Below are 20,774 nucleotides of genomic sequence, written 5' to 3' on the forward strand. Positions count from 1 at the left end.
TCAATGATGCCAATCAGGCGGTAGCAGGCTTGTTTGGCATTCATCGTTCCACCCATGGAACAGTCAGCCTTGCAAGAAACCGAGCACCTGTTCGGCAGCCATGACCGGGTCTTCCTGCATGAAACAATGCCCGCCGGCAACCTGCCTGCCGCTGACATGAGGGTTGAGCGCCGCCAGGCGGTTCACCGAATGGGGCACGAAGGGGTAAGTGTGCTCGCCGTAAAGCACCCGCGTGGGCGTGCGGATCGCCGCCAGGCTCGCCCACATGCGTTTGGGGAACGAACTGAAGATTTCCACTTCGCGGCTGGGCCGGCACTTGAGCACCACCGCTTCGCCACAGTCACCGATGGCATGCTCTACGTAGGCCCGCAACGCCTCATCGGTCCAGCCCTTGAAGATACCCCGCCCATGCAGCGAAGCCAGGGCTGCCTCGCGGTCGGGCCAGTGGCTGCGACGGGTGGCAGCCTTGCGCGCCAGCGTATGACGCTGGTGCAAGCCGACCAGAGCCGCCACGCCCATCACACCCAGCATGCGCCGGCTGAACAGTACCGGGTCAAGCAGCACGGCACGCGTGAACAGTTGCGGCTCACTGGCCAGGATCAGGCCGGTGAGCACGCCACCGAAGCTGTGCCCGACGGCAAAGCGCGGCACGTCGCCATACTCGCCTCGCCCGGCTGCGAAAGCGTCCACCGCCAGCGCAGCGGTCCGGTTCCAGCCACGAAACACCCCACCATGGTCGCTGTCACCATGGCCCTGGACATCGCTGAGCCACAGGTCGAAATGTTCGCCCAGCCGCATCAGCAATGGCTGGTAGGCCAGGCAGCAGAAGCCGTTGCCGTGCAGGAAATGCAGCAACGGCTTGCCACTGGCCGGGGTTCGCCAGCCCCGCAGGGTGAAACCTTCGGCGCATTCGTGGGACCAGGGGATCAACTGCATCGGCTTACTGTACTCGCGGGGTCAGGAAAATGCCGATTCTACAAACAGCAGCGGGTACAGTGAAATCACCAGCAACAAGGCCATCAGGACATTGAACAGCATCAGCCAACGCGGGTTCTGCAACAGGTTGCGCAGGGCACTGCCAAACATCACCCATACCCCAACGCTCGGCAGGTTGACCAGGGCGAACAAGGCGGCAATGACAATGACGTTGGTCACATAGCCTTGCGCCGGCGTGTAGGTGGTGATTGCCCCCACTGCCATCACCCAGGCCTTGGGGTTGACCCACTGGAATGCCGCCGCGCCCCAGAAGCCCAGCGGTTTGCGGGCACTGGACGAAGCGGTGCCGACCGCCCCGGAGGTGGCGATTTTCCAGGCCAGGTACAGCAGGTAGGCGGCGCCGGTGTAGCGCAATACCGTGTACAGCACCGGCCAGGCCTTGAACACCTCCCCCAGGCCCAGGCCAACGGCCAGCACCATGACCATGAAACCGACGCTGATACCCATGGCGTGGGGAATGGAGCGGCGCACGCCGAAATTGACACCCGAGGCCAACAGCATGGTGTTGTTGGGGCCAGGAGTGATGGAAGACACGAAGGCGAACAGCACGAAGGCGGTCAGCAGGTCGGCAGAGGCAAGCATGGCAGGCATTCCACTTTCGTTATGGGTGCTGTCACACTAACGGAGTCCCCTCCTCTACAACCGGTACAGTTTCACTAAATTGTGTAGATACACATCGCTGTACCGCTACTCCCAGACCAAGGAAGCCGTCACCATGAGCCTCACCATTCGCCCTGCCGTTCGCAACGATGCCGAGCAGATCCTGGCCTTCATCACCGAACTGGCTGAGTACGAACGCGCCCGCCACGAGGTAATCGCCAGCGTTGCCGATATCGAGCACAGCCTTTTCGACGAGGGCAGCACCGTGCACAGCCTGATTTGCGAACGCGATGGCCGGGCAATCGGATTCGCCGTGTATTTCTATAGCTACTCGACCTGGCTAGGCCGCAACGGTATCTACCTGGAAGACCTGTACATCACTCCTGAGCAACGCGGCGACGGCGCCGGCCGGCAGTTGCTGCAGCACATTGCCCGCGAGGCGGTGGCGAACAAGTGTGGGCGGCTGGAATGGAGCGTGCTGGACTGGAACGAGCCGGCGATCGGCTTTTACCAGAAGCTGGGTGCCGAGCCGCAGGATGAGTGGGTGCGTTACCGGCTGGATGGGGACAAGCTGGCGGCGTTTGCCCGGGGCTGACCGGGAGCGCTTTGCGTCCGCTTCACAATCCCTGTGGGTGCGGAGTAGCCGAGGCGCCGGCAAACTCGATTCTGGCAATTGACGGCAGCCCCGCCCCATGGTCTCCTTATGCCTCGCGTTCAGGTGCCCCCAATGGGGGTGAAACGGGAAACCGGTGCGTCCCAGGCCCTCCAGCAGGGCCGGACAAGGCCGGTGCTGCCCCCGCAACGGTAAGCGAGCGAAGCGTCTGTACCACTGTGCCCGATCACCCGGCATGGGAAGGTGACGCCTTCCAGGAGCCTGGCTCCTCCTCGCAAGCCCGGAGACCGGCCTGGCGTTCATGAACACCCCGCGGTGGGCGGGCGCTGTTGCATTCCCCTGGGCTGCCACGCTCGGGGCTGCCGCGCTTGCCCGTTGCCCACAAAAAGCAGAGGAACGCGTCATGCCCGTCACCAGCGCCAAGCAACACAGCATTACTACCCCCGTTACCCTCAGCCAGCGTGTCGTCATCGCCGTCGGCGCCAGCCTGCTGGGCTTGTGCCTGGTGTACTTCGCTGGCTTCTCGCACATCGAGGCCGTGCACAACGCCGCCCACGACACCCGCCACAGCGCCGCCTTCCCCTGCCACTGAGTACGCCCGATGATCACACGCATTGCCCGTACCGCGGGCTTCAGCGGGTTGCTGGCGGCCTTGCTGCTGACCCTGCTGCAAAGCTTCTGGGTCGCCCCGCTGATTCTCGAGGCAGAAACCTACGAGTCCGCAGCCCCGGTCGGCCAGCACGAGCATGCCGGCGAAGTGGCAGCCCATGAACACAGCGCCGAAGCCTGGTCGCCGGAAGACGGCTGGCAGCGGGTGCTGTCCACCACTGGCGGCAACCTGGTGGTCGCGGTCGGCTTCGCCCTGATCCTCACCGCCCTGTACAGCCTGCGCGAACCCAAGCGTGCCGGCACCGGTGCACTATGGGGCCTGGCCGGCTTCGCAGTGTTCTGCCTGGCCCCGACCCTGGGCCTGCCGCCGGAACTGCCAGGTACTGCCGCCGCCGACCTGGGGCAACGCCAGGCCTGGTGGGTCGGCACCGCCAGCGCCACCGCGCTGGGCCTGGCCCTGCTGGTGTTCGCCCGCCACTGGTTGCTCAAGGCATTTGGCGCCGTGTTGCTGGTCATTCCTCATGTGATCGGTGCGCCGCAACCCGAGGTGCACGAAAGCCTTGCCCCCGCAGCGTTGGAAACCCAGTTCAAAGTGGCCTCCTGGCTGACCAACGCCGCCTTCTGGCTGGCCCTGGGCCTGCTCAGCGCCTGGCTGTTCCGGCGCTCCAATCAGGCCTGATGCCTGCCTTTTCAGAACACCCAGAACCGGGACAACGACATCATCCATGTGAAGCTCGACGAACTGATCCGCGCTACAAAATCAGCGGAGCAATCGGTACTAGGCCTCGAATCACTCGACAACCGGGAGATCCATCAACTTCGCAAAGAGTATCAGGCGATGGGCAGACACTGCGAAACGCCTCCACAGCCCCCTCGCGAGCGACAGGCAGACGATGCCGCTCGGGACAATCTGCAGCGCTAGCGGCCTATAAGGTCGTTTTCATCCTGGGAGCTCACCAGGAATTCGGCCAAGGTTTCCGCACAGGCTGAAATGCCATCCAGGAGTACCATCTCAAAGCCATGAGTGTTCTCTGTCGGGATCGCAATGCAACCTGCCCGGGCATCGATCCCTGCGCTCAATACCGCACTCGCATCCGACGCAAAGTCTACGAGCAATGCCGCCTGCGGCTTGTACCCTGCCCTGCGGCCAGCGGCGATCAGGCCTTGTACCACGGTGCGGCTGTAGTAGCCCTTCTGGTCACCGGTATTGATGATCGGGTCGGCTGACAGCTGCGTACCATACTCTTCGAGCACCGGGCCGACCTCGACCGCGATGGTGGTGTCGCCGGGCAACCGGGACGCGGCGTACATGGCACCGGCATTGGATTCTTCCTCCAGTGTGGTGAGCACGAACCACACATCCTGCTTCAGCGCCGCTCGCCTCTCACCCAGCAGCTTCGCACAGAGGATGACAGCGCTGATGGGAGCACGGTCATCGAGAAAATGAGCGGCAACACAGTCCTGCACTTTGAATGGCCGACGCCAGTGCTGGCTGAGCACGACCCGCGTACCTGGTCGAACCCCCAATGCCTGCAGTTCCTGCTTGGTCTTGCGTGTGACTACATGCACATCCTTCCACTGGACGTTTCCGGTCAGCACGTCTCTTCCGTTGGCAGTCCGACTGCTACTGTGCATCGAGCCATACGACAGCACGCCAGGCAGGATCTGCTCATCGCCCAGGATGTCGACAGGGCAGACACCAAAGCTGATCGGTTGCGCTCCCCCGAGGGCAAGCACCTCCAGTGTGCCGTTGTCGTGGACATTCTTGACGATCATCGCGATCTCATCGAGGTGGGCCATTACACGTATGGCTGCCTGCGGATTGCATGCAAGCCCGGCGCGAATGACCCCTACCACGTTGCCGGCAGAATCGATGTGCGTGTCATCACAGAAGTTGGCGAGCTCTCGCAGGCAAATGGTGCGCACCTCATCCTCTTGCCCACCTGGCCCGCGGGCATTGAGGAGTTCGGTCAACAACGCGTCGATCTTCAAGGCAGAACCTCCCTGTTTAAAGTTGCAAGCGGTTGACCGGCCCACTTGGCACGCGTTCATTATCAAGTGGGCTGGAGGAGCTCGCGGATAGCCGCCAGCCCGCTGCCCAGGCAGAACAGGCTGGCAACGCACATCCCGCAGGATCAGGAATTGAAGCCCAACCCTGAGGAAAGATCGGAGTCTCCAGGCCTGCGCTCTGCCTGGGTCGACGCCTTGCCACCCGCCTGATCGAACGACTCTTCGACCGACGCCTTCACCTCGCGGCCCTTGGCCTTGAGCGTGTCGGTCAAACGATCACTGCTGGCGCCCATCAGCTGGTCTTCCTTGCGGGTACCGGGTAGCGCCGCCCCCAATGCCGCACCCAGTGCTATTCCCAAAGCAGCCAATACCAGAGGTTGCTCCTGAAGCAGGTGATCGAACTGGCCCTTCAATGCCGCGGCCTGATCGGTAGCCTTGTGTGCCGAATGGCGCAGGGTGTCCGCGGAAGCCCCCATGGAGTCGCGCGCGCCGCTGCCAAGTTCGCTGGCCCGATCGCGCATGTCATGGGCTTTCATGCGCACCTTCTGGCTGGCGTCATGCACTGCCTCCCCCGCCTGCGTGAAAGCGCCTTTCACCGTGTCCACCGCGTCGCCGAGCTTTTCGCCCAACCCCGGCCCATGGTGCGCAGGCCCTGGGTTGAAGGGGCGGTTCTGGTTCAGGCCCAGCCATGCCAGGCCCAGTACCGTCAGGGTAGCGGGTACAGGGTTGTTCCTGAGGGTGGTGCCCAGGTTCTGGAAGAACTCGCCGCCATTGCCCTTGGCGTAGGCCAGGACCCGGTCGACCATCTGGCCCGGGCTCAGGCGCTGTTCGAGGGCGTCCACCAGATCACTGATGTGCTCGCGCTTGGCGTTGATTTCCTGCTCGAGCAAGTCAGGGTCTTTATGCGCTTCATGTTCGAAGGAAGTGGTCATGGCAGTTTCCTCTTCAGCGTGTCCTTGTCCTGCTGCATGGCATGCAAGGTGCGGTCAGGGGCAAGATGCGTGGGTTCGAACTGTTTCTTGCCCGACTGCAACATGATGAACCCGATCACCAAGGTGACCGCGCCCACGATCAAGGCTGCCAGCCACGGCTCGACCACCATCGCCAGGGCGTAGACGGCCGCCAGCAGCAGAATGACGAAGCCTGCCAGCATCACGATCGCTCCCGCCGCAACCGCAGCCGTGCCGGCCTTGAGGGTGGCGAGGTTCTGCTGCAGCTCTGCCTTGGCCAGCGCCAGCTCTTTGGTGAACAGGTCCGGTACTTCACGCATCAGCTGGCGCAACAAACCGCCAACACCGACGGCGTCGTCTTCCGTTGCATGCAGGCTCTGGCTGGAATGCAAAGTGTCTTTGCTCATCATTCACCTCCTTTGAGGGGGTCGCGCTCGAACGGGCTGCCGCTGACCGGTGTGCCTGCACCAGGCCCGATCGGGTCGACGGGGGTGTAAGGTTCGCGGGGGGATACGTCGCTACCACGATCAGGTACTGGCTGCGCCGGGTGGGGCTGGCTCCAATCACCAGAAGACGCAGACGCAGGGGGGGTGGATTCATGGCTGGTGCTGGCTCGCATGAACCGCGACACAGCAAACCCGATGGCGACGCTGCCGGCCAGAAATAGCGCCGGGTTGTTCTTGGCCAACTGTGCACCGCGCTGCAGCAGGCTCTCGGCGCTTTGATGGCGTACCTGCTCGGCAAACTCGCCCACGCACTCTGCTGCCTGGGTCAGGTACTGCGACAGCCCGAGACTATCGTTGCCTTGCAGCGCAGCAGCCGCCGAGCGCGCACCCTCCTCGAGCGAATCAAGTTGATCGGCTGCGTTATCGCGATAGTGCTCGAACTGCTCACTGCCTTTGTGCCTGGCCTCGCCAAGCAGCGCACCGGCGTCATCGATAAAGGCTTTTTCCTGGGTGCTACCGGGTGGAGAGGTCGAGCTTTGATCGGTCTTGTCCATCGTTTCGCCCTCGAAGCTGATTGTTGGATGAATGCCGTCTTTATTGGGCATTCATTCGAGGGACGCAGGTGAGGCGGCAGGAGTTCAGCGTTTGTGATCTATGACATTTGCCTGGAGGCCCAAAGGAAACAGCGCGATCAACCCGGGGTATTGGTACCCGAGCAAAGGCTTTGAGGGTGGTGGTAATCAGGGTCGGCAACGATTGGGGTGCGATTGCGCGGTTCACGCCAGCTGGATGAAGACCGCGTAGATGCCGAGAATCATCCAGAAGGCCAGGAATATCCACGGCGTACGCAGCGAGAACAACAGCGACTTGCGGTGCCCGGCCAGTGAAGTTTCCGCCTCGCTGAACAGTGGCGATTCGTCATATGCCAGCCCCATCAGTGGCTCGCTGCGCAAAAGGTGGCTCTGTTTCAATTGCCAGTGCTCGATGATCTTGTAGGCCGCGCGAATGCCCGGCCAGGCATTGAGTGAACTCAAAACACCCAGCAAGGCAAGAAACGGCGGAACTACCAGCGTAAACATCTCGCCCCAGCTCTGGTTGAGGTTGCCCATCGACGATACGAAGGCGATCACCAGAAACGACTGGGCAGCGAGATAGGCGTCAGTGCGGTTGGCAAGGATGCTGGTCTCGTACTGGATTTCACGGCGGTAGAAATCAAGGCGCTCTTTTGGCGAGCCGAACATCCGGGCGTTGCGCTCGCTGATCTCGTGTTCAGGGGTGGCTGGAGTGATGATTCGCGGCACGTGCTGGCTCCTGAAAGCAAGGATGATCGTGTCTCGAAACGTGAGAGGCGAACCCATGAGCAAAGGCCTGCCTACAAATTGCAGGCAGGCCTTCTGCGCAAATGCTTCAGGTATTGCCCGTACCGCTATTCGAGAACTTCTTTACATCAATGGGCGGAGCGACGAACTCGGGCCCTTCGCCTGATGCCCGCCAACGCACATTGTTGATGCCGTAGCGCTCAGCCATCGGCCGGCTGACCTTCTTGATCTTGTGCTGGCCGAACCGTGGAATGATGCCCACCCCCGCATCGCAACTTGCCCAGTGCCAGGCTTCGGCGTTGTCCATACGCTCGAGCCGGATGATGAAGGTGCGAAATTCCCCATGAAGCTCATATTCGATCACATACAACTGCTGCCCAGCCATTGGACTCTCCTTCAGCGATTCAGACCAATGGAGCCAGCGACCTGTAAAAAGATTCATTTATTTTGACCGGTTGGTCATCGCCCTTTTCCATCGCCTTGTATCCACGACTTTCTCAGCGCAAAAGCTGCTGCAGAGCCAGTGCGTTGGCCATCGCCGCTCCGGAGGCGGTGTTATCGAAAATGCACCAGGTGGGTACTCCAGCGGCACGGCTGGCCTGCAAGCGTTCAGCCAGACGCTGCAAATACTCGTTGGAGTACTCGCTGTGGTAGATCCTCGGCTCGCCATGCAGGCGCCAGTAGACCTGCCCTGGCCAACCTCCCGGTTGCGCATCGATAACGAAGCGCGAAGGGCTCGCCGCAACCTGGGCGATGCGCAAATCGACCAGCATCTGCTGCGCCGCTTGCCAGCTGGCGTGCCTGGGCTCCAGCGCCACCGGCCCGGCATACCGTCGGCGCAGGCTTTCGAAGAAACGTCGCGCATGCTCGGTGTCATGGCCAAGCGATGGCGGCAACTGTATCAACAGGCAACCCAGGCGATCGCCCAACTGCCCGCATTGTGCAAGGAACATATCCAGTGCGTATTCGCAGCCGGCGAGACGCTGCTCATGGCTGATGGCCTTGGGCAGCTTCACCGCAAAACGGAAATCCTCAGGTACGGACGCAGCCCAACGGGCATAGGTTTCGGGGCGATGGGGGCGGTAGAACGAACTGTTGATTTCCACCGTGTTGAAGCGGGTGGCGTAGCGTTGCAGGTGGCTGCCGGGCTGCGCAAATGCCTCGGCATGACGGCTGGACAGGCTCCAGCCAGCGCAACCCAGATAGATCATTCAGCTACCGGCCGCTTCGCCACGGAACGCTTCGCCCTCACCCGCGACGCGCCTGGCATATCCCACGCCCCACAGCAGCGCCCGCCTCATGGTTTCCCCCGCACACTGGTGGTAGATCTGTTCGCACAGCACCGTACCGTCGGTGCGATAGACACCGATGAACAACTGGGTGCCGCCAGTGCGTGACAAGCGCGTCTGCACTTCCAGGCAGGTACCGGAGCCGAGCGTTTCCTCATGGGTTTGATGGTGCAGGATCGGGTCGCACCATTGTCTATAGGTTTCACCTCTTCTTTTCATCTGCCAGCCCTCTCCTTTTCATGGCTGCTGATAATGCCCTGGCGATGTGTTTGGCTCATGATCGTGCTGCAGACGCTGCACCTGCACGTCAGTAAACGATGACGCTTCGTTGCGGTGCAGGCCTTGCAGGTAATCACGCGCCGCATCGCGGCTCAGGTCCTCCTGGTCGCTGCGCAGCTCGCAGGTGCCGGGTTGGTTGTCGAGGATATAGCTGATCAGGTACAGGTACTTGGACATCGCTGTAACTCCTGCTGGCTGAGTGAAATCGGGCGACTCAGCTTGATTGATCCTGGCTTGAGTGCAGCCGTTCAGCACCGACGACGACCGGCGCTGCAGCACATACCTGTGGGAGCGGGCGTGCCCGCGAACACCGGCACAGCCGGTGCCATCCACCGCGCTGCCTGTTTCGCGGGCATGCCCGCTCCCACAGGGCCCTCGTCAGCCGAAGGAATGTGTTCGGCAAGGTTCCAGTCGGTAGACCAGTGCGCACACACTTGAAACTTTCCCGAACCGCGCCAAGTCCAGACCCCTATCGGTCACAGGACGGGAGAAGGCAATGACCAGCACGGTAGGCGACTTTCTGGTGGAGCGTTTGTATCAATGGGGTGTGCGGCGCATCTTCGGCTACCCCGGCGACGGCATCAACGGGGTATTCGGGGCGTTGAGCCGGGCCGAGGGCAAGATCCAGTTCATCCAGGCACGCCACGAGGAAATGGCGGCCTTCATGGCCAGCGCCCATGCCAAGTTCACCGGCGAATTGGGTGTGTGCATTGCCACCTCCGGCCCCGGCGCTTCGCATCTGCTTACCGGCCTGTATGACGCGCGCATGGATCACCAGCCGGTGCTGGCCATCGTCGGCCAGCAGGCGCGAGCAGCGCTCGGCGGGCATTACCAGCAGGAGCTGGACCTGCTGTCGATGTTCAAGGACGTTGCAGGTGCCTTCGTCCAGCAGGCCTCGACCCCGGAACAGGTGCGCCACTTGCTCGATCGCGCAGTACGTACCGCCGTCGGCGAACGCCGGGTCACCGCCATCATCCTGCCCAACGACCTGCAGGACCTGCCCTACCACGAACCACCGAAAGCCCACGGCACGGTGCATTCCGGCATCGGCTACAGCAGGCCCCGCGTGGTGCCTTTCGAGCAGGACCTGCAACGTGCCGCGGATGTACTCAACGCTGGACGAAAAGTGGCGATACTGGTCGGTGCCGGCGCACTGCAAGCCACCGAACAGGTGATCGCGGTAGCTGAAACGCTTGGTGCTGGCGTGGCCAAGGCGCTGCTGGGCAAGGCCGTAGTGCCAGACGACCTGCCCTGGGTCACCGGCGCCATCGGGCTTCTAGGTACCGAACCGAGTTATCGGTTGATGAGCGAATGCGACACCTTGCTGATGATCGGCTCCGGCTTCCCCTACGCCGAGTTCCTGCCTGGGGAAGGCCAGGCCCGTGGCGTGCAGATCGATTTGCAGCCAGACATGCTCAGCTTGCGCTACCCCATGGAGGTCAACCTGGTCGGCGACGCCAGCGAAACGCTGCGGGCACTGCTGCCATTGCTCGAACACAAGACCGAGCGCCGTTGGCGCGACAAGGTCGAAGGCTGGCGCGCAGACTGGGACAAGACCCTGGAGAAACGCGCCCTGGTCAAGGCCGACCCGATCAACCCCCAGCGCGTGGTGCACGAACTCTCCCCTCGCCTGCCCGACCACGCCATCGTCACCAGTGACTCCGGATCCTGCGCCAACTGGTTTGCCCGCGACCTGCAGATACGCCGGGGCATGCAGTGCTCATTGTCCGGCGGCTTGGCCAGCATGGGCGCGGCGGTACCCTATGCCATCGCCGCCAAGTTCGCCCATCCGCAGCGCAGCGTGGTGGCCTTGGTGGGTGACGGGGCGATGCAGATGAACAACCTTGCCGAGCTGATCACCGTCGCCAAGTACTGGCGCCTGTGGGAAAACCCTCAGTGGATCTGCGCGGTGTTCAACAACGAAGACCTCAACCAGGTGACCTGGGAACAACGGGTAATGGAGGGCGACCCCAAGTTCGAGGCTTCACAGGCGATCCCTGATGTGCCCTATCATCTGTTCGCAATCTCCATCGGCTTGCAAGGCATCTACGTGGAGCGCGAAGAAGACATTGCCGGCGCCTGGGAGCGAGCCCTGGCGGCTGACCGGCCGGTGTTGATCGAATTCAAGACCGATCCGGACGTACCGCCCTTGCCACCGCACATCAAGCTGGAGCAGGCGAAGAAGTTCGCCAGCAGCCTGCTCAAGGGCGACCCGGACCAGGCTGGGGTCATCGTGCAGACGGCCAGGCAAGTTCTCGGTTCGGTATTGCCGGGCAAGAAATGAGGCGTGCACGGCACTGGCAGCAACCAGCCCCGTCGCTGGCCTGCCAAACCTGAACCGGGTGCGCCGGTTCAGGTTGTCAGTCGCATTGAACAGCCGCCTCGACAATCAGCTGGACCAAGAGCGTAACCTGCACGCTCAAGGCAACGTTTGCAGGGTGAACCAGGCCAATGTCGCGGTGAAACGTGTGGCCGCCAAGATCATAGGCGCGCACGGAGGCAGGCCAGGCGTCTCGGCTGACTGTTTGTGGCACCAACGCTACCCCCACACCCTTCCCGACAAGTTCGGTGATGGCATCCAGTTCGTCCAGTTCGCACACGTCTCTGGTATTGAAATGAAATTGTCGAAGGAAGCGGTCGACCTGGCGCCCACCAAATGACGAGCGATCGTAGCGAATGAAGGGTTGGGTCGAAAGCATTTCGCTCCACTCGGCATCCGCGAGCCCGGCTGGAACGATCAGCCTGTAAGGCTCGCTTGCCAACGTTGTCCAGTGAAGATCGCTTTGCAATTCGAACGGCGGCCTGATGATCACGGCGATGTCGATTTCCCGGGCATCTACCGCACTCAGCAGCTCCAGCGACAGGCCAGGAATGATACGCGTACGACATTCAGGCCGGGCGCCATGAAACTGCGCCAGTGCTTGTGGCAGCAGTGACCTCTGTACCGACGCGATAGCGCCGACCTCTACCTGCACGGTAGGCGCCACACCCTGAGCACTGGAACCCAGGCTGTTGTAGAGCCTGACGAGTTCCTGGGCCTGCTCCAGAATCTGCTGCCCGCGCCTGTTCAGCTGGGCGTTGCGGCCTTTGCGTTCAAAGATCTCATACCCCAGTTCGGCTTCCAGCCTCTGCATCTGTGCGCTTACGGCCGCCTGGGTCAGGTTCACCTTGAGCCCGGCCGCAGCGAACGTGCCCTCCCGGGCCACGGCAATCAGGGTCTTGAGCTCGCGGATCATTCACAATTTTCCTTTGTGTTTTTAAGAAAAATATATTGATTTTTTTATTATTCTGCCACTCCTAGAATCGACAAAAACGAGAAACAAGCCACCCACCACAATGATGACCTGTTGCTTCACAGGTCGTTACCCATAGCCCTCAAGGAGTTTCTGATGAGCCTGCCCCCCTTCCATCTCGCCATTCCGGTTTACGATATTCCCGCGGCTCGCAAGTTCTACGGCGAGGTGTTCAACCTTGAAGAAGGACGTTCCGCAGCCCAATGGGTCGACTTCAATTTCTATGGCCATCAACTGGTCATCCACGAACATCCCAAGATGCCCTACCAGGAACATGCGCTGAGCAACCCGGTAGACGGCCACAATGTGCCAGCCCCTCACTTTGGCGTGATCTTGCAGTGGGACGAGTGGGAAGCGCTTGCCAACCGCCTGACCGACCTGGGTACCGAATTCGTCATCGAGCCCTACGTCCGCTTCAAAGGCCAGGTGGGCGAGCAAGCCACCATGTTCCTCTTCGACCCGTGTGGTAACGCGCTGGAGTTCAAAGCCTTCAAGGACATGGGGCAGATCTTCGCCAAATAGCGTTGTTTGCCCGCGTGCCCCGGGCGTGAGCGCTTCGCTCACGCCTTCAATTACTGCCAACAGCGCAGCACACCATAAATCAATAAAAATAGGCTGGCGTCATGAAAAAAGTCCCACTGGTCTGGCAGATCGTTATCGGCTTATTGCTCGGCATCGGCGTTGGCTGGTTCTTGAATACACACCCGGAACATCAACAATGGGTCAGCAGTGAAGTGCTCAAACCCCTGGGTGACATCTTCATCAAGATGATGAAGATGATTGTTGTGCCCATCGTCTTCTGCTGCATGGTGCTCGGCATTGCAGGGGGTGGCGACAACAAGTCGTTTGGCCGTATGGGGGTCAAGTCCCTCGGCTACTTTTTCGCAATCACCACCTTGGCCATCATTGTCGGGCTCGTGCTGGCCAATCTTCTGGAGCCTGGCTCAGGTACAGTGATCGCCGGCATGACCGAAGGCGATGCGAGCATTAAATCGGAACCTGCCACAGGCGCTTTGCTGATCCTGCAGAACATTGTGCCGGACAACCTCTTCCAGTCGCTGTCCGAAGGCAAGCTGCTTTCCATCCTGTTCTTCGCGGTACTGTTCGGCATGGCCCTGAACGCCTTGCCGCGCGAAAAGAGTGCCCCAGTCGTGGCAACACTGCAGGGCACCGCCGACGCAATGTTCAAGCTGGTGAACTATGTCATGGCATACGCGCCCATTGGGGTGTTCGGCATGATCGGCTCCACCGTGGCAACCTTCGGCTTCGCCTCCCTGCTGCCATTGATGAAGTTGATCGGGGTCGTTTACCTGGCACTGATCCTCTTCGCACTGATCGTACTTGGCGGCATCTGCCTGTTGATCGGCGAGAACCTGTTGAAGCTTGTCCGCTATTTCAAGGATGAGCTGATCCTGGCGTGCTCGAGTGCGGCATCCGCGGCGGTAATGCCACAGCTGATGGAGAAGCTTGAACACTATGGTGTTCCCAGGCGTATCGTCAGCTTCGTAGTACCGGTCGGGTATGCGTTCAACCTGGATGGCGCGTCGATCTTCCTGGGGGTCGCGACAATCTTCATCGCCCAGCTTTACGGTATAGACCTCACACTGTCCCAGCAAATACTGCTGGTCGTGACCATGGTGCTCACCTCCAAGGGCGCAGCCGGTGTTCCAGGCTTCGCAATCATCATCCTCTCAGCCACGCTGGCATCTGCCGGGCTTCCCCTCGACGCTGTGGCGCTGGTGGCAGGCATCTTCCGAGTGATTGAAAGCGGGACTACCACGCTGAACGTGCTCGGCAATGCAATCGCACCACTAGTGATTGCCCGCTGGGAGGGGGTTCAGTTGAAACCATCCCGGCGTGAGGCGGCGAGTAAAGGTTGACGGGCCGATTGCCCAGCCCTTCGAGCTGCGCTGTCGCGCAGGGAACAATATTCGAGAACGGGTCACATCCCCTGTGGTAGCGGGCTCGCCCGCTCCCACAGTAACGGTGTATGCCTTCAGAGCTTACAAACAGCCAACATGCTCGCGGCGTCGCTGCACTCGAACTTGCCGGGTGCTTCGACCGCGATGTGCCTGACCACCAGGTCGTCGACCAACATGGCATAGCGTTGCGAACGCCGGCCCAAACCGCGCGCCGATAGGTCCTGGATCAGGCCCAGCGCCTCGCTGAATTCACCGTTGCCATCGCCAATCATCCTGACCGCCCCGCCCACCTGCAGGCTCGCGCCCCAGGCATTCATGACGAATGCATCATTGACCGAAACACAGAGAATTTCGGCAACCCCGGCGGCGAACAGGTCCTGGGCCGCAGCCACGTAGCCCGGTACATGCCGCTCCGAGCAGGTAGGCGTGAAAGCACCTGGCAAGCCGAAGATCAGCACTTTTTTCTGCTTGCAGCGCTCGTGCAGGGAAAACGCGTTCGGGCCGATCGCGCAGCCGCCCTCGCCGTTGCTGTACTGGTAAAGCGTTACGTCGGGCAGTGTATCGCCGGTCTTGATCATCGCTGTATCCCTGGGGCGGTAAATGGCCAGGCATGATGCAGCATCCACCAGCGTACGTACATCCAGCGGTCAGATCTGGCGTGGTCGAAACACGCTATCGATCGCGGCCACTACCTGCCTCGTTGCATCCTCGATGGCTCCTTCATTACGGCATAGTACCCAGCCGTGCTCCGCTACCGCACGCTCGAACGCCTCGGTACAGGCAACCTGCTCGTCCAGGCTATGGATCACCGTACTGCCCAATCCGCGCGTTCGTGCCGCGGCCCTTGCCCATGAGGTATCAGGGGCCGTGACAACGCCGACATGCAAATCGGGCACTTGCACATTTCGCTCGAGGTTCAGGCGCAGGATCTCGTCGAACGCCACGGTGCGGCGAAATGCGGCATCAGACGGGTACCAGCGATCGATCAGGATGATGCTGTCTACTGGCTGCCTGGGCAGCACGTGCCGGGAAATCCAGGCACGGCTTTCGGCGAAGCGCTCGCATACCCTCAATTCCAGGTCCCGGGAGGGGTTTCTGACCAGTTGATTGACAAGGGCCATGGTTTCCCCCCGATAGGGGTCGCTTTTTTTCTCGCAAAGCCGGATCACTTTCTTGTTGTCAGCCCGCAGGGCCTTGGTCACGGCCTCCAGAAGCGTGGTCTTGCCAGTGCCCTTGGGCCCATCGATGGAAACAAACAGCGGGCGGGTCATTTTTCATTACCAGTCGAATCTGAAGATGCAGCGCAGGCCTGGGTGCCAGCGCGGTCTTTATGGAAGCGGGCGACGCGGTGGATGGCACCGGCTATGCCGGTGTTCGCGGGTAAACCCGCTCCCACAGGGTCCCTGCTAAAGCAAAAAGTCATTTGCAGCCCCATGAGAGGGGCATGCAGTTGGCGGGGATCAACCTAGCTGGGCCTGAAGAAACAGCGAAAACAGCTCCGACTGCGATTTGATACCCAACTTGCTGTACATATGCTTGCGGTGCACTTTCACTGTTTCTACCGAGATTTCAAGCTTGCGCGCGATCTCTTTGCTGGAACACCCGCTGAGCATCAGCCGGCCCACCTCCAGCTCACGCCCGGTCAGCGGCGACTCCATCTGCTCGACCCTGTCCTCCATGCGGCTTTGCCAGTGCGGCGCAGGCTTGGTGGCCTCTTCCAGCAACTCCCGCTCGAAGGTCATCCGCTGGCGCATCAGCCCAGTGACCCACGGCCGCACCAGTTCCAGCAGGGTGACCTGTTCGATGCTGAATCGGCGCTTGCTACCCAACGACAGGCACAGCGTGCGCTGCGCATCCAGCTGCACGTTGAACTGAACTTCATCGGCAACCACGTTAAGCCGGAAATAGCGCTGGTAGTAGTCCGTCTGCTCGAAACACTCAGGGGCCACATCCGCCAGGCGCACCAGGCCGGACGCCGCAGCCTCTCGGCTGGCCACGTAAAACGGGTCCAGCAGGTACAGGCCCTTCAGGTAATCCTGGAACAGCGGGTCAGGGTTGCCGTCTGCACTGGGGCATTCGGCGAACACCTGCGGGCGCCCTGCGGAGAACAGCAGCGCCACCCAGCTGTCGCAGGCAACGTACTCGTTCAGCAACCGCACCAGGGCTTTCCAGAAGTGGTCCTTGTCGAGGGTTTCGATCAATTGGCCTACCGATCGGTGCCAGGCGATGTCGTGCAGCGTAAAATTCATCCTCTACCCCTGTTGGGTTACCACGTGGGCGTAATACCCCCCGCCATGATGACCACCCCATAATCCGGGCTAGCTTACGCTGAGCGAACCTGTACCGGGATCGTTTTTTATACCCCATGCCGCCAGGGCATGGCGGTCGAAGCTGTCAGTCGAGGATTGGAAATGAAGGTAGAGCTTGTCCAACTGGCCGGTCGCGATGGCGATACCGCGTACAACCTGCAGCGCACCATCGAGGCGATCGGCAACTGCGGTGCCGATACCGATCTGCTGGTCTTCCCGGAAACCCAGCTGATGGGCTTCCCTACCGAAGAAAACATCAACCGCATTGCCGAGCCACTGGATGGCCCAAGCATCACGGCAGTCCAGCAGGCCGCACAAGCGCGCAATGTTGCCGTGGTCGTCGGGATGGCCGAAGTTGCAGACGACGGTCGTTTCTACAACACCACCGTACTGGTCACGCCAGAAGGCGTCGCCCTCACCTACCGCAAGACCCACCTTTGGGCATCGGACTGCGGGGTTTTCACCCCAGGCGACCGGTTTGCGACAGCGCTGTTCAAAGGCATCCGTGTCGGCCTGCTGATCTGCTTTGACATCGAATTCCCAGAAGCCGCGCGTGCCCTGGGGCAGCTGGGCGCAGAACTGATCATCGTCACCAACGGCAACATGGACCCGTACGGCCCCACCCACAAAACCGCCATCACCGCACGCGCCATGGAAAACCAGGCCTTCGCGGTCATGGTCAACCGCGTGGGTGACGGTGATGGCGGCCTGGTGTTCGCTGGCGGCAGTGCCGTCGTCGACCCGTACGGCCAGTTGCTGTGCGAAGCCGGCCGTGGCGAGTGTCGCATGACCGTCGAACTGGCCATGGAGCAACTGCAGCAGTCGCGGCGCGACTACACCTACATCGCCCAGCGGCGCATCCGGCTGCCGGGTGAACAGGTCGAGCACGCTGACGGCCTTCGTGAACTGATCATCCCCTCCTGAATATTCCACCCCTTCCAGGCTCTGTTGCTGGAATGCAAGGCCGCCAGGGACGGCAGCATGTTCGACTCTGAATAACAATCACAAGCTGGAGCAAACAGTAATGGCCACACTCAAGCGAACGCTTTCGCTGGGCCCGGTGGTGCTTTTCGGCATCGCCTACATGACCCCCATCATCGTCCTGGGCACATTCGGTATCCTGGCCGAGACGACGGGAGGCAGGGTGCCCGCAGCCTACCTCGCTGCCGCCATCGCCATGCTCTTTACCGCCTTGAGCTACGGCCACATGGCGCGCGCCTTCCCGGTAGCCGGTTCCGCCTATACCTACGTGCGCAAATCGATCAGCCCGCAGCTGGGCTTCATCACCGGCTGGGCAGTGATGCTCGACTATCTGTTCCTGCCCATGGCGATCTGGCTCATTGGCGCGGCCTATCTGCACTCTGCGTTCCCAGGCGTGCCGCAAGCCATCTGGGTACTGGCATTCATCGGCATCACCACAACGATCAACGTGATCGGCCTGCGCCTGGCCAAGACCGTCAATGGCCTGTTGATGTTCATCCAGCTGCTGGTGCTGGCGGCGTTCGTTGCACTCGCGGTGCGCTATGTCTGGGGTGACCCCACCGTGCCGCTGTGGACACTCGAGCCGTTCTACCAAGAAGGTACACAATTGCCGCTGATCATGGGCGGTGCGGCGATCGCCTGCTATTCATTCCTGGGCTTCGACGCGGTCAGCACCCTGACCGAAGAAACCAAGGACCCAAGCAAGACCATTCCGAAAGCCATCCTGCTGATCACCCTGATTGGCGGCGGGCTGTTCATCGCCTGCAGCTACTTCGTTCAGCTCGCTCACCCGTCCACCGACTTTGCCAACGCCGACGCGGCGGCTTATGAAATTGCCCGCAACATCGGTGGCGACATCTTCGTCAGCATATTCCTGCTGGGGCTGATCGTCGGCCAGTTCACTTCGGGCCTGTCGGCGCAAGCCAGCGCCTCTCGGCTGCTGTATGCGATGGGGCGTGACGGAGTGCTGCCCAGGTCATTCTTCGGCAAGCTCAGCGAACGCTTCAGCACGCCTGTACCCAGCATCATCCTGTGCGGTGTGGTCGCCCTGCTCGCCTTGCGCATGGATGTGACGACCTCTACCTCGTTCATCAACTTCGGTGCGTTTCTCGCCTTCAGCCTGGTCAACCTGGCGGTGATCTTCCACTACTGGGTTGCCATGCAGCAGCGTGGCGCCAACGCGCTGCTGATGTACCTCGCGTTCCCTCTGGTGGGCTTTGCCTCGACCTTGTGGCTGATGGCAAGTCTCGATCACCTGGCGATCTACCTGGGCGCAGGCTGGCTCTGCCTCGGCGTGCTCTACCTGACCGTGATTACCAGTGGTTTCAAGCGCAAGCCCCCCGAGATGCACTTCGAGGAGGCCTGAATTCGGGCGAGGGGGTACATTTGTACTCCCTGCGCGAGCGATCGATCATTCCGCGCCGACCATCCGGTAGGGATCGGCACCAGCCTTGAGGTGGCGCCGATCCTTTCAGGCATTACACCGCCAGCGCGCGCTCACGCAGCTCGCTGTTGAGGATGCGGTCGTTTTCGCTGTAATCGACCGGGCAGTCGATCACGTGCACGCCCGGGGTCTTGATGCAGTGTTCGAGCAGCGGCAGCAGGCCTTCGGCGCTTTCCACGCGGTGGCCGTTGGCACCGTAGGCTTCGGCGTACTTGACGAAGTCCGGGTTGCCGTAATCCAGGCCGAAATCGGTGAAGCCCATGTTCGCCTGCTTCCAGCGGATCATGCCGTAGCCGTCGTCGCGCAGGATCACCACGGTGATGTGCATGCCTAAGCGTACTGCAGTCTCCAGCTCCTGGCTGTTCATCATGAAGCCGCCGTCGCCGCACACCGAAATCACCGGGCGGTCCGGGTGCACCAGGTGCGCGGCCATGGCCGATGGCAGGCCGGCGCCCATGGTCGCCAGGGCGTTGTCCAACAGTACGGTGTTCGGCTTGTGCGCCTTGTAGTTGCGGGCGAACCAGATCTTGTAGATGCCATTGTCCAGGGCGACGATGCCTTCGGACGGCAGCACGCGACGGATGTCGGCAACCATGCGCTGCGGGTACACCGGGAAGCGGTTGTCGTCGGCGCCTTCGGCGATCTGCGCTTCGTTGGCTTCACGAATCGCCATCAGGCGGGTGAAGTCCCAGTGCGAAGTGTCGTTCAGGGCTTCGCTGATCTGCCATACGGCGTTGGCGATGTCGCCGATCACTTCCACCTGCGGGAAGTACACGGCATCGACTTCGGCAGAGCGGAAGTTGATGTGGATGACTTCGGTACCGCCACGAACCATGAAGAACGGCGGCTTCTCGATCACGTCGTGGCCGATGTTGATGATCAGGTCGGCAGCTTCGACGGCGCGGTGCACAAAGTCACCGGACGACAGTGCGGCGTTGCCCAGGAAGCGCGGATGGCGCTCGTCGACCACACCTTTACCCATCTGGGTGGTGATGAACGGGATGCCGGTCTTGTCGATCAGTTGCTTGAGGACCTTGGCGGTCATCTTGCGGTTGGCGCCGGCGCCGATCACCAGGATCGGGTTACGTGCGGCCAGCAGCTTTTCTACAGCCGCTTCGATGGCCACATGCTCTGCCAGCGGGCGACGGTGCAGGCTGCGCGGGATCGGCAGGGCGTCGGTCTGCTCGGCGGCGATGTCTTCCGGCAGCTCCAGGTGCACCGCACCCGGCTTCTCTTCTTCGGCCAGGCGGAAGGCTTCGCGCATACGCGCCGGGATGTTGTCGGCGGAGGCGAACTGGTGGGTGTACTTGGTGATGGGGTCCATCATGCCGCACACGTCGATGATCTGGAAACGGCCCTGCTTGGACTTCTTGATCGGCTTCTGGCCGGTGATCATCATCATCGGCATGCCGCCCAGGTAGGCGTAGGCGCTGGCGGTGACCAGGTTGGTGGCGCCAGGGCCAAGGGTCGACAGGCTGACGCCGGTCTTGCCGGTCAGACGGCCATAGGTGGCAGCCATGAAACCTGCGGACTGCTCGTGACGGGTCAGTACCAGCTTGATCTTCGACTTGCGCAGGGATTCGAGCAGGTCGAGGTTTTCCTCACCGGGAATGCCGAACACATACTCGACACCTTCGTTTTCCAGGCATTGCACAACGACATCGGCGGCCTTGGCCATTTGGGGTACTACCTCAAAATCTTTGTGGGATTGCAG

General features: G+C 61.4%; 24 protein-coding genes, 1 pseudogene and 1 riboswitch. Of the genes and pseudogenes, 9 read left to right on the forward strand and 16 right to left on the reverse strand.

Going from position 1 to position 20,774, the window contains the following annotated elements:
- Nucleotides 1-63: 63 nt before the first annotated feature.
- Nucleotides 64-936: an alpha/beta fold hydrolase gene (locus tag R9B85_RS00085; protein WP_112252459.1), complete on the reverse strand. Its 873-nt coding sequence runs from the start codon at nucleotides 934-936 to the stop codon at nucleotides 64-66.
- Nucleotides 937-957: 21 nt separating this feature from the next.
- Entirely contained in the window at nucleotides 958-1,587 is a 630-nt protein-coding gene (locus R9B85_RS00090) for a LysE family translocator (protein ID WP_423770712.1), read from the reverse strand.
- Nucleotides 1,588-1,711: 124 nt separating this feature from the next.
- Here R9B85_RS00090 and R9B85_RS00095 point away from each other — a divergent pair, with 124 nt between their 5' ends.
- The 4 genes and pseudogenes from R9B85_RS00095 to R9B85_RS00110 all read left to right on the forward strand — a co-directional run.
- Nucleotides 1,712-2,191 (forward strand): GNAT family N-acetyltransferase, encoded by a 480-nt coding sequence (locus R9B85_RS00095; protein WP_112252460.1) that lies wholly within the window; start codon nucleotides 1,712-1,714, stop codon nucleotides 2,189-2,191.
- Between the two features lie 104 nt (nucleotides 2,192-2,295).
- Nucleotides 2,296-2,519: riboswitch (cobalamin riboswitch) on the forward strand.
- Nucleotides 2,520-2,612: 93 nt separating this feature from the next.
- Nucleotides 2,613-2,801, forward strand: coding sequence for a CbtB domain-containing protein (locus R9B85_RS00100; protein ID WP_025339304.1), 189 nt, complete (start codon nucleotides 2,613-2,615; stop codon nucleotides 2,799-2,801).
- A 9-nt stretch (nucleotides 2,802-2,810) separates the two neighbouring features.
- Nucleotides 2,811-3,497, forward strand: a complete 687-nt coding sequence (locus R9B85_RS00105; RefSeq protein ID WP_112252461.1) for a CbtA family protein — start codon at nucleotides 2,811-2,813, stop codon at nucleotides 3,495-3,497.
- 12 nt (nucleotides 3,498-3,509) lie between these two features.
- Nucleotides 3,510-3,740: pseudogene (locus R9B85_RS00110) on the forward strand (low affinity iron permease family protein); the annotation flags it as partial.
- Here R9B85_RS00110 and R9B85_RS00115 read toward each other — a convergent pair.
- The 9 genes from R9B85_RS00115 to R9B85_RS00155 all read right to left on the reverse strand — a co-directional run bounded on the left by R9B85_RS00115 (nucleotide 3,737) and on the right by R9B85_RS00155 (nucleotide 9,288).
- The gene (locus tag R9B85_RS00115) at nucleotides 3,737-4,810 is read right to left on the reverse strand and encodes a M42 family peptidase (RefSeq protein WP_215520863.1); all 1,074 of its coding nucleotides are present in this window, start codon (nucleotides 4,808-4,810) and stop codon (nucleotides 3,737-3,739) included. The pseudogene R9B85_RS00110 and the gene R9B85_RS00115 overlap by 4 nt on opposite strands.
- Before the next feature lie 143 nt (nucleotides 4,811-4,953).
- Nucleotides 4,954-5,760 carry a DUF3618 domain-containing protein gene (locus R9B85_RS00120; RefSeq protein ID WP_112251634.1) on the reverse strand — a complete coding sequence of 269 codons (807 nt, stop codon included), beginning with the start codon at nucleotides 5,758-5,760 and terminating at the stop codon, nucleotides 4,954-4,956.
- Nucleotides 5,757-6,188 carry a phage holin family protein gene (locus tag R9B85_RS00125; RefSeq protein WP_370290114.1) on the reverse strand — a complete coding sequence of 144 codons (432 nt, stop codon included), beginning with the start codon at nucleotides 6,186-6,188 and terminating at the stop codon, nucleotides 5,757-5,759. Before R9B85_RS00125 ends, R9B85_RS00120 begins: the two co-directional genes overlap by 4 nt.
- On the reverse strand, nucleotides 6,185-6,778 hold the full coding sequence (locus R9B85_RS00130; protein ID WP_112251632.1) for a hypothetical protein: 594 nt from the start codon (nucleotides 6,776-6,778) through the stop codon (nucleotides 6,185-6,187). Before R9B85_RS00130 ends, R9B85_RS00125 begins: the two co-directional genes overlap by 4 nt.
- 222 nt (nucleotides 6,779-7,000) lie before the next feature.
- Nucleotides 7,001-7,525 (reverse strand): hypothetical protein, encoded by a 525-nt coding sequence (locus R9B85_RS00135; RefSeq protein WP_112251631.1) that lies wholly within the window; start codon nucleotides 7,523-7,525, stop codon nucleotides 7,001-7,003.
- Between the two features lie 106 nt (nucleotides 7,526-7,631).
- The gene (locus R9B85_RS00140; protein WP_112251630.1) at nucleotides 7,632-7,928 is read right to left on the reverse strand and encodes a DUF6555 family protein; all 297 of its coding nucleotides are present in this window, start codon (nucleotides 7,926-7,928) and stop codon (nucleotides 7,632-7,634) included.
- 112 nt (nucleotides 7,929-8,040) lie between these two features.
- Nucleotides 8,041-8,754, reverse strand: coding sequence for a DUF72 domain-containing protein (locus R9B85_RS00145; protein WP_112251629.1), 714 nt, complete (start codon nucleotides 8,752-8,754; stop codon nucleotides 8,041-8,043).
- Nucleotides 8,755-9,051 carry a hypothetical protein gene (locus tag R9B85_RS00150; RefSeq protein ID WP_207877840.1) on the reverse strand — a complete coding sequence of 99 codons (297 nt, stop codon included), beginning with the start codon at nucleotides 9,049-9,051 and terminating at the stop codon, nucleotides 8,755-8,757.
- 18 nt (nucleotides 9,052-9,069) lie between these two features.
- On the reverse strand, nucleotides 9,070-9,288 hold the full coding sequence (locus tag R9B85_RS00155) for a hypothetical protein (protein WP_112251627.1): 219 nt from the start codon (nucleotides 9,286-9,288) through the stop codon (nucleotides 9,070-9,072).
- Between the two features lie 319 nt (nucleotides 9,289-9,607).
- On the opposite strand from R9B85_RS00155, the gene R9B85_RS00160 reads away from it, so the two are divergent.
- Nucleotides 9,608-11,395: a thiamine pyrophosphate-requiring protein gene (locus R9B85_RS00160; protein ID WP_112251625.1), complete on the forward strand. Its 1,788-nt coding sequence runs from the start codon at nucleotides 9,608-9,610 to the stop codon at nucleotides 11,393-11,395.
- Between the two features lie 76 nt (nucleotides 11,396-11,471).
- On the opposite strand, the gene R9B85_RS00165 is transcribed toward R9B85_RS00160, so the two are convergent.
- Complete coding sequence (locus R9B85_RS00165) at nucleotides 11,472-12,347, reverse strand: LysR substrate-binding domain-containing protein (protein WP_112251624.1); 876 nt, start codon at nucleotides 12,345-12,347, stop codon at nucleotides 11,472-11,474.
- Between the two features lie 153 nt (nucleotides 12,348-12,500).
- Between R9B85_RS00165 and R9B85_RS00170 the strand changes: the two genes are divergently transcribed.
- Entirely contained in the window at nucleotides 12,501-12,926 is a 426-nt protein-coding gene (locus R9B85_RS00170; RefSeq protein WP_112251622.1) for a VOC family protein, read from the forward strand.
- A 101-nt stretch (nucleotides 12,927-13,027) separates the two neighbouring features.
- Nucleotides 13,028-14,284 (forward strand): cation:dicarboxylate symporter family transporter, encoded by a 1,257-nt coding sequence (locus R9B85_RS00175; RefSeq protein WP_112251620.1) that lies wholly within the window; start codon nucleotides 13,028-13,030, stop codon nucleotides 14,282-14,284.
- A 116-nt stretch (nucleotides 14,285-14,400) separates the two neighbouring features.
- On the opposite strand, the gene R9B85_RS00180 is transcribed toward R9B85_RS00175, so the two are convergent.
- From R9B85_RS00180 to R9B85_RS00190, 3 genes are all read right to left on the reverse strand, one after another.
- Nucleotides 14,401-14,904, reverse strand: a complete 504-nt coding sequence (locus tag R9B85_RS00180) for a peroxiredoxin (RefSeq protein WP_207877842.1) — start codon at nucleotides 14,902-14,904, stop codon at nucleotides 14,401-14,403.
- A 69-nt stretch (nucleotides 14,905-14,973) separates the two neighbouring features.
- Nucleotides 14,974-15,597 carry a dTMP kinase gene (locus R9B85_RS00185; protein ID WP_423770708.1) on the reverse strand — a complete coding sequence of 208 codons (624 nt, stop codon included), beginning with the start codon at nucleotides 15,595-15,597 and terminating at the stop codon, nucleotides 14,974-14,976.
- Nucleotides 15,598-15,786: 189 nt separating this feature from the next.
- A complete protein-coding gene (locus tag R9B85_RS00190; RefSeq protein WP_112251613.1) occupies nucleotides 15,787-16,575 on the reverse strand; it encodes a helix-turn-helix transcriptional regulator in 789 nt (262 codons plus the stop codon).
- Nucleotides 16,576-16,737: 162 nt separating this feature from the next.
- Between R9B85_RS00190 and R9B85_RS00195 the strand changes: the two genes are divergently transcribed.
- Nucleotides 16,738-17,559, forward strand: coding sequence for a carbon-nitrogen hydrolase family protein (locus tag R9B85_RS00195; RefSeq protein ID WP_375149436.1), 822 nt, complete (start codon nucleotides 16,738-16,740; stop codon nucleotides 17,557-17,559).
- A gap of 100 nt (nucleotides 17,560-17,659) precedes the next feature.
- The gene (locus tag R9B85_RS00200; RefSeq protein WP_423770713.1) at nucleotides 17,660-18,982 is read left to right on the forward strand and encodes an APC family permease; all 1,323 of its coding nucleotides are present in this window, start codon (nucleotides 17,660-17,662) and stop codon (nucleotides 18,980-18,982) included.
- A 112-nt stretch (nucleotides 18,983-19,094) separates the two neighbouring features.
- On the opposite strand, the gene R9B85_RS00205 is transcribed toward R9B85_RS00200, so the two are convergent.
- The gene (locus R9B85_RS00205; protein ID WP_133972439.1) at nucleotides 19,095-20,738 is read right to left on the reverse strand and encodes an acetolactate synthase large subunit; all 1,644 of its coding nucleotides are present in this window, start codon (nucleotides 20,736-20,738) and stop codon (nucleotides 19,095-19,097) included.
- Nucleotides 20,739-20,774: the final 36 nt, after the last annotated feature.

Origin of the sequence: Pseudomonas sp. NLJ1, assembly GCF_049486705.1 — a bacterium.
GTDB classification, from domain to species: domain Bacteria; phylum Pseudomonadota; class Gammaproteobacteria; order Pseudomonadales; family Pseudomonadaceae; genus Aquipseudomonas; species Aquipseudomonas inefficax.

What these genes read in the sequence shown, in the direction of transcription:
- R9B85_RS00120 (WP_112251634.1), bottom strand. Translation starts at nt 5,760, where the DNA reads ATGACCACTTCCTTCGAACATGAAGCGCATAAAGACCCTGACTTGCTC.
- R9B85_RS00205 (WP_133972439.1), bottom strand. Translation starts at nt 20,738, where the DNA reads ATGGCCAAGGCCGCCGATGTCGTTGTGCAATGCCTGGAAAACGAAGGT.
- R9B85_RS00125 (WP_370290114.1), bottom strand. Translation starts at nt 6,188, where the DNA reads ATGATGAGCAAAGACACTTTGCATTCCAGCCAGAGCCTGCATGCAACG.
- R9B85_RS00090 (WP_423770712.1), bottom strand. Translation starts at nt 1,587, where the DNA reads ATGCCTGCCATGCTTGCCTCTGCCGACCTGCTGACCGCCTTCGTGCTG.
- R9B85_RS00185 (WP_423770708.1), bottom strand. Translation starts at nt 15,597, where the DNA reads ATGACCCGCCCGCTGTTTGTTTCCATCGATGGGCCCAAGGGCACTGGC.
- R9B85_RS00165 (WP_112251624.1), bottom strand. Translation starts at nt 12,347, where the DNA reads ATGATCCGCGAGCTCAAGACCCTGATTGCCGTGGCCCGGGAGGGCACG.
- R9B85_RS00200 (WP_423770713.1), top strand. Translation starts at nt 17,660, where the DNA reads ATGGCCACACTCAAGCGAACGCTTTCGCTGGGCCCGGTGGTGCTTTTC.
- R9B85_RS00170 (WP_112251622.1), top strand. Translation starts at nt 12,501, where the DNA reads ATGAGCCTGCCCCCCTTCCATCTCGCCATTCCGGTTTACGATATTCCC.
- R9B85_RS00085 (WP_112252459.1), bottom strand. Translation starts at nt 936, where the DNA reads ATGCAGTTGATCCCCTGGTCCCACGAATGCGCCGAAGGTTTCACCCTG.
- R9B85_RS00105 (WP_112252461.1), top strand. Translation starts at nt 2,811, where the DNA reads ATGATCACACGCATTGCCCGTACCGCGGGCTTCAGCGGGTTGCTGGCG.
- R9B85_RS00155 (WP_112251627.1), bottom strand. Translation starts at nt 9,288, where the DNA reads ATGTCCAAGTACCTGTACCTGATCAGCTATATCCTCGACAACCAACCC.
- R9B85_RS00195 (WP_375149436.1), top strand. Translation starts at nt 16,738, where the DNA reads ATGAAGGTAGAGCTTGTCCAACTGGCCGGTCGCGATGGCGATACCGCG.
- R9B85_RS00095 (WP_112252460.1), top strand. Translation starts at nt 1,712, where the DNA reads ATGAGCCTCACCATTCGCCCTGCCGTTCGCAACGATGCCGAGCAGATC.
- R9B85_RS00190 (WP_112251613.1), bottom strand. Translation starts at nt 16,575, where the DNA reads ATGAATTTTACGCTGCACGACATCGCCTGGCACCGATCGGTAGGCCAA.
- R9B85_RS00145 (WP_112251629.1), bottom strand. Translation starts at nt 8,754, where the DNA reads ATGATCTATCTGGGTTGCGCTGGCTGGAGCCTGTCCAGCCGTCATGCC.
- R9B85_RS00160 (WP_112251625.1), top strand. Translation starts at nt 9,608, where the DNA reads ATGACCAGCACGGTAGGCGACTTTCTGGTGGAGCGTTTGTATCAATGG.
- R9B85_RS00130 (WP_112251632.1), bottom strand. Translation starts at nt 6,778, where the DNA reads ATGGACAAGACCGATCAAAGCTCGACCTCTCCACCCGGTAGCACCCAG.
- R9B85_RS00100 (WP_025339304.1), top strand. Translation starts at nt 2,613, where the DNA reads ATGCCCGTCACCAGCGCCAAGCAACACAGCATTACTACCCCCGTTACC.
- R9B85_RS00175 (WP_112251620.1), top strand. Translation starts at nt 13,028, where the DNA reads ATGAAAAAAGTCCCACTGGTCTGGCAGATCGTTATCGGCTTATTGCTC.
- R9B85_RS00180 (WP_207877842.1), bottom strand. Translation starts at nt 14,904, where the DNA reads ATGATCAAGACCGGCGATACACTGCCCGACGTAACGCTTTACCAGTAC.
- R9B85_RS00140 (WP_112251630.1), bottom strand. Translation starts at nt 7,928, where the DNA reads ATGGCTGGGCAGCAGTTGTATGTGATCGAATATGAGCTTCATGGGGAA.
- R9B85_RS00150 (WP_207877840.1), bottom strand. Translation starts at nt 9,051, where the DNA reads ATGAAAAGAAGAGGTGAAACCTATAGACAATGGTGCGACCCGATCCTG.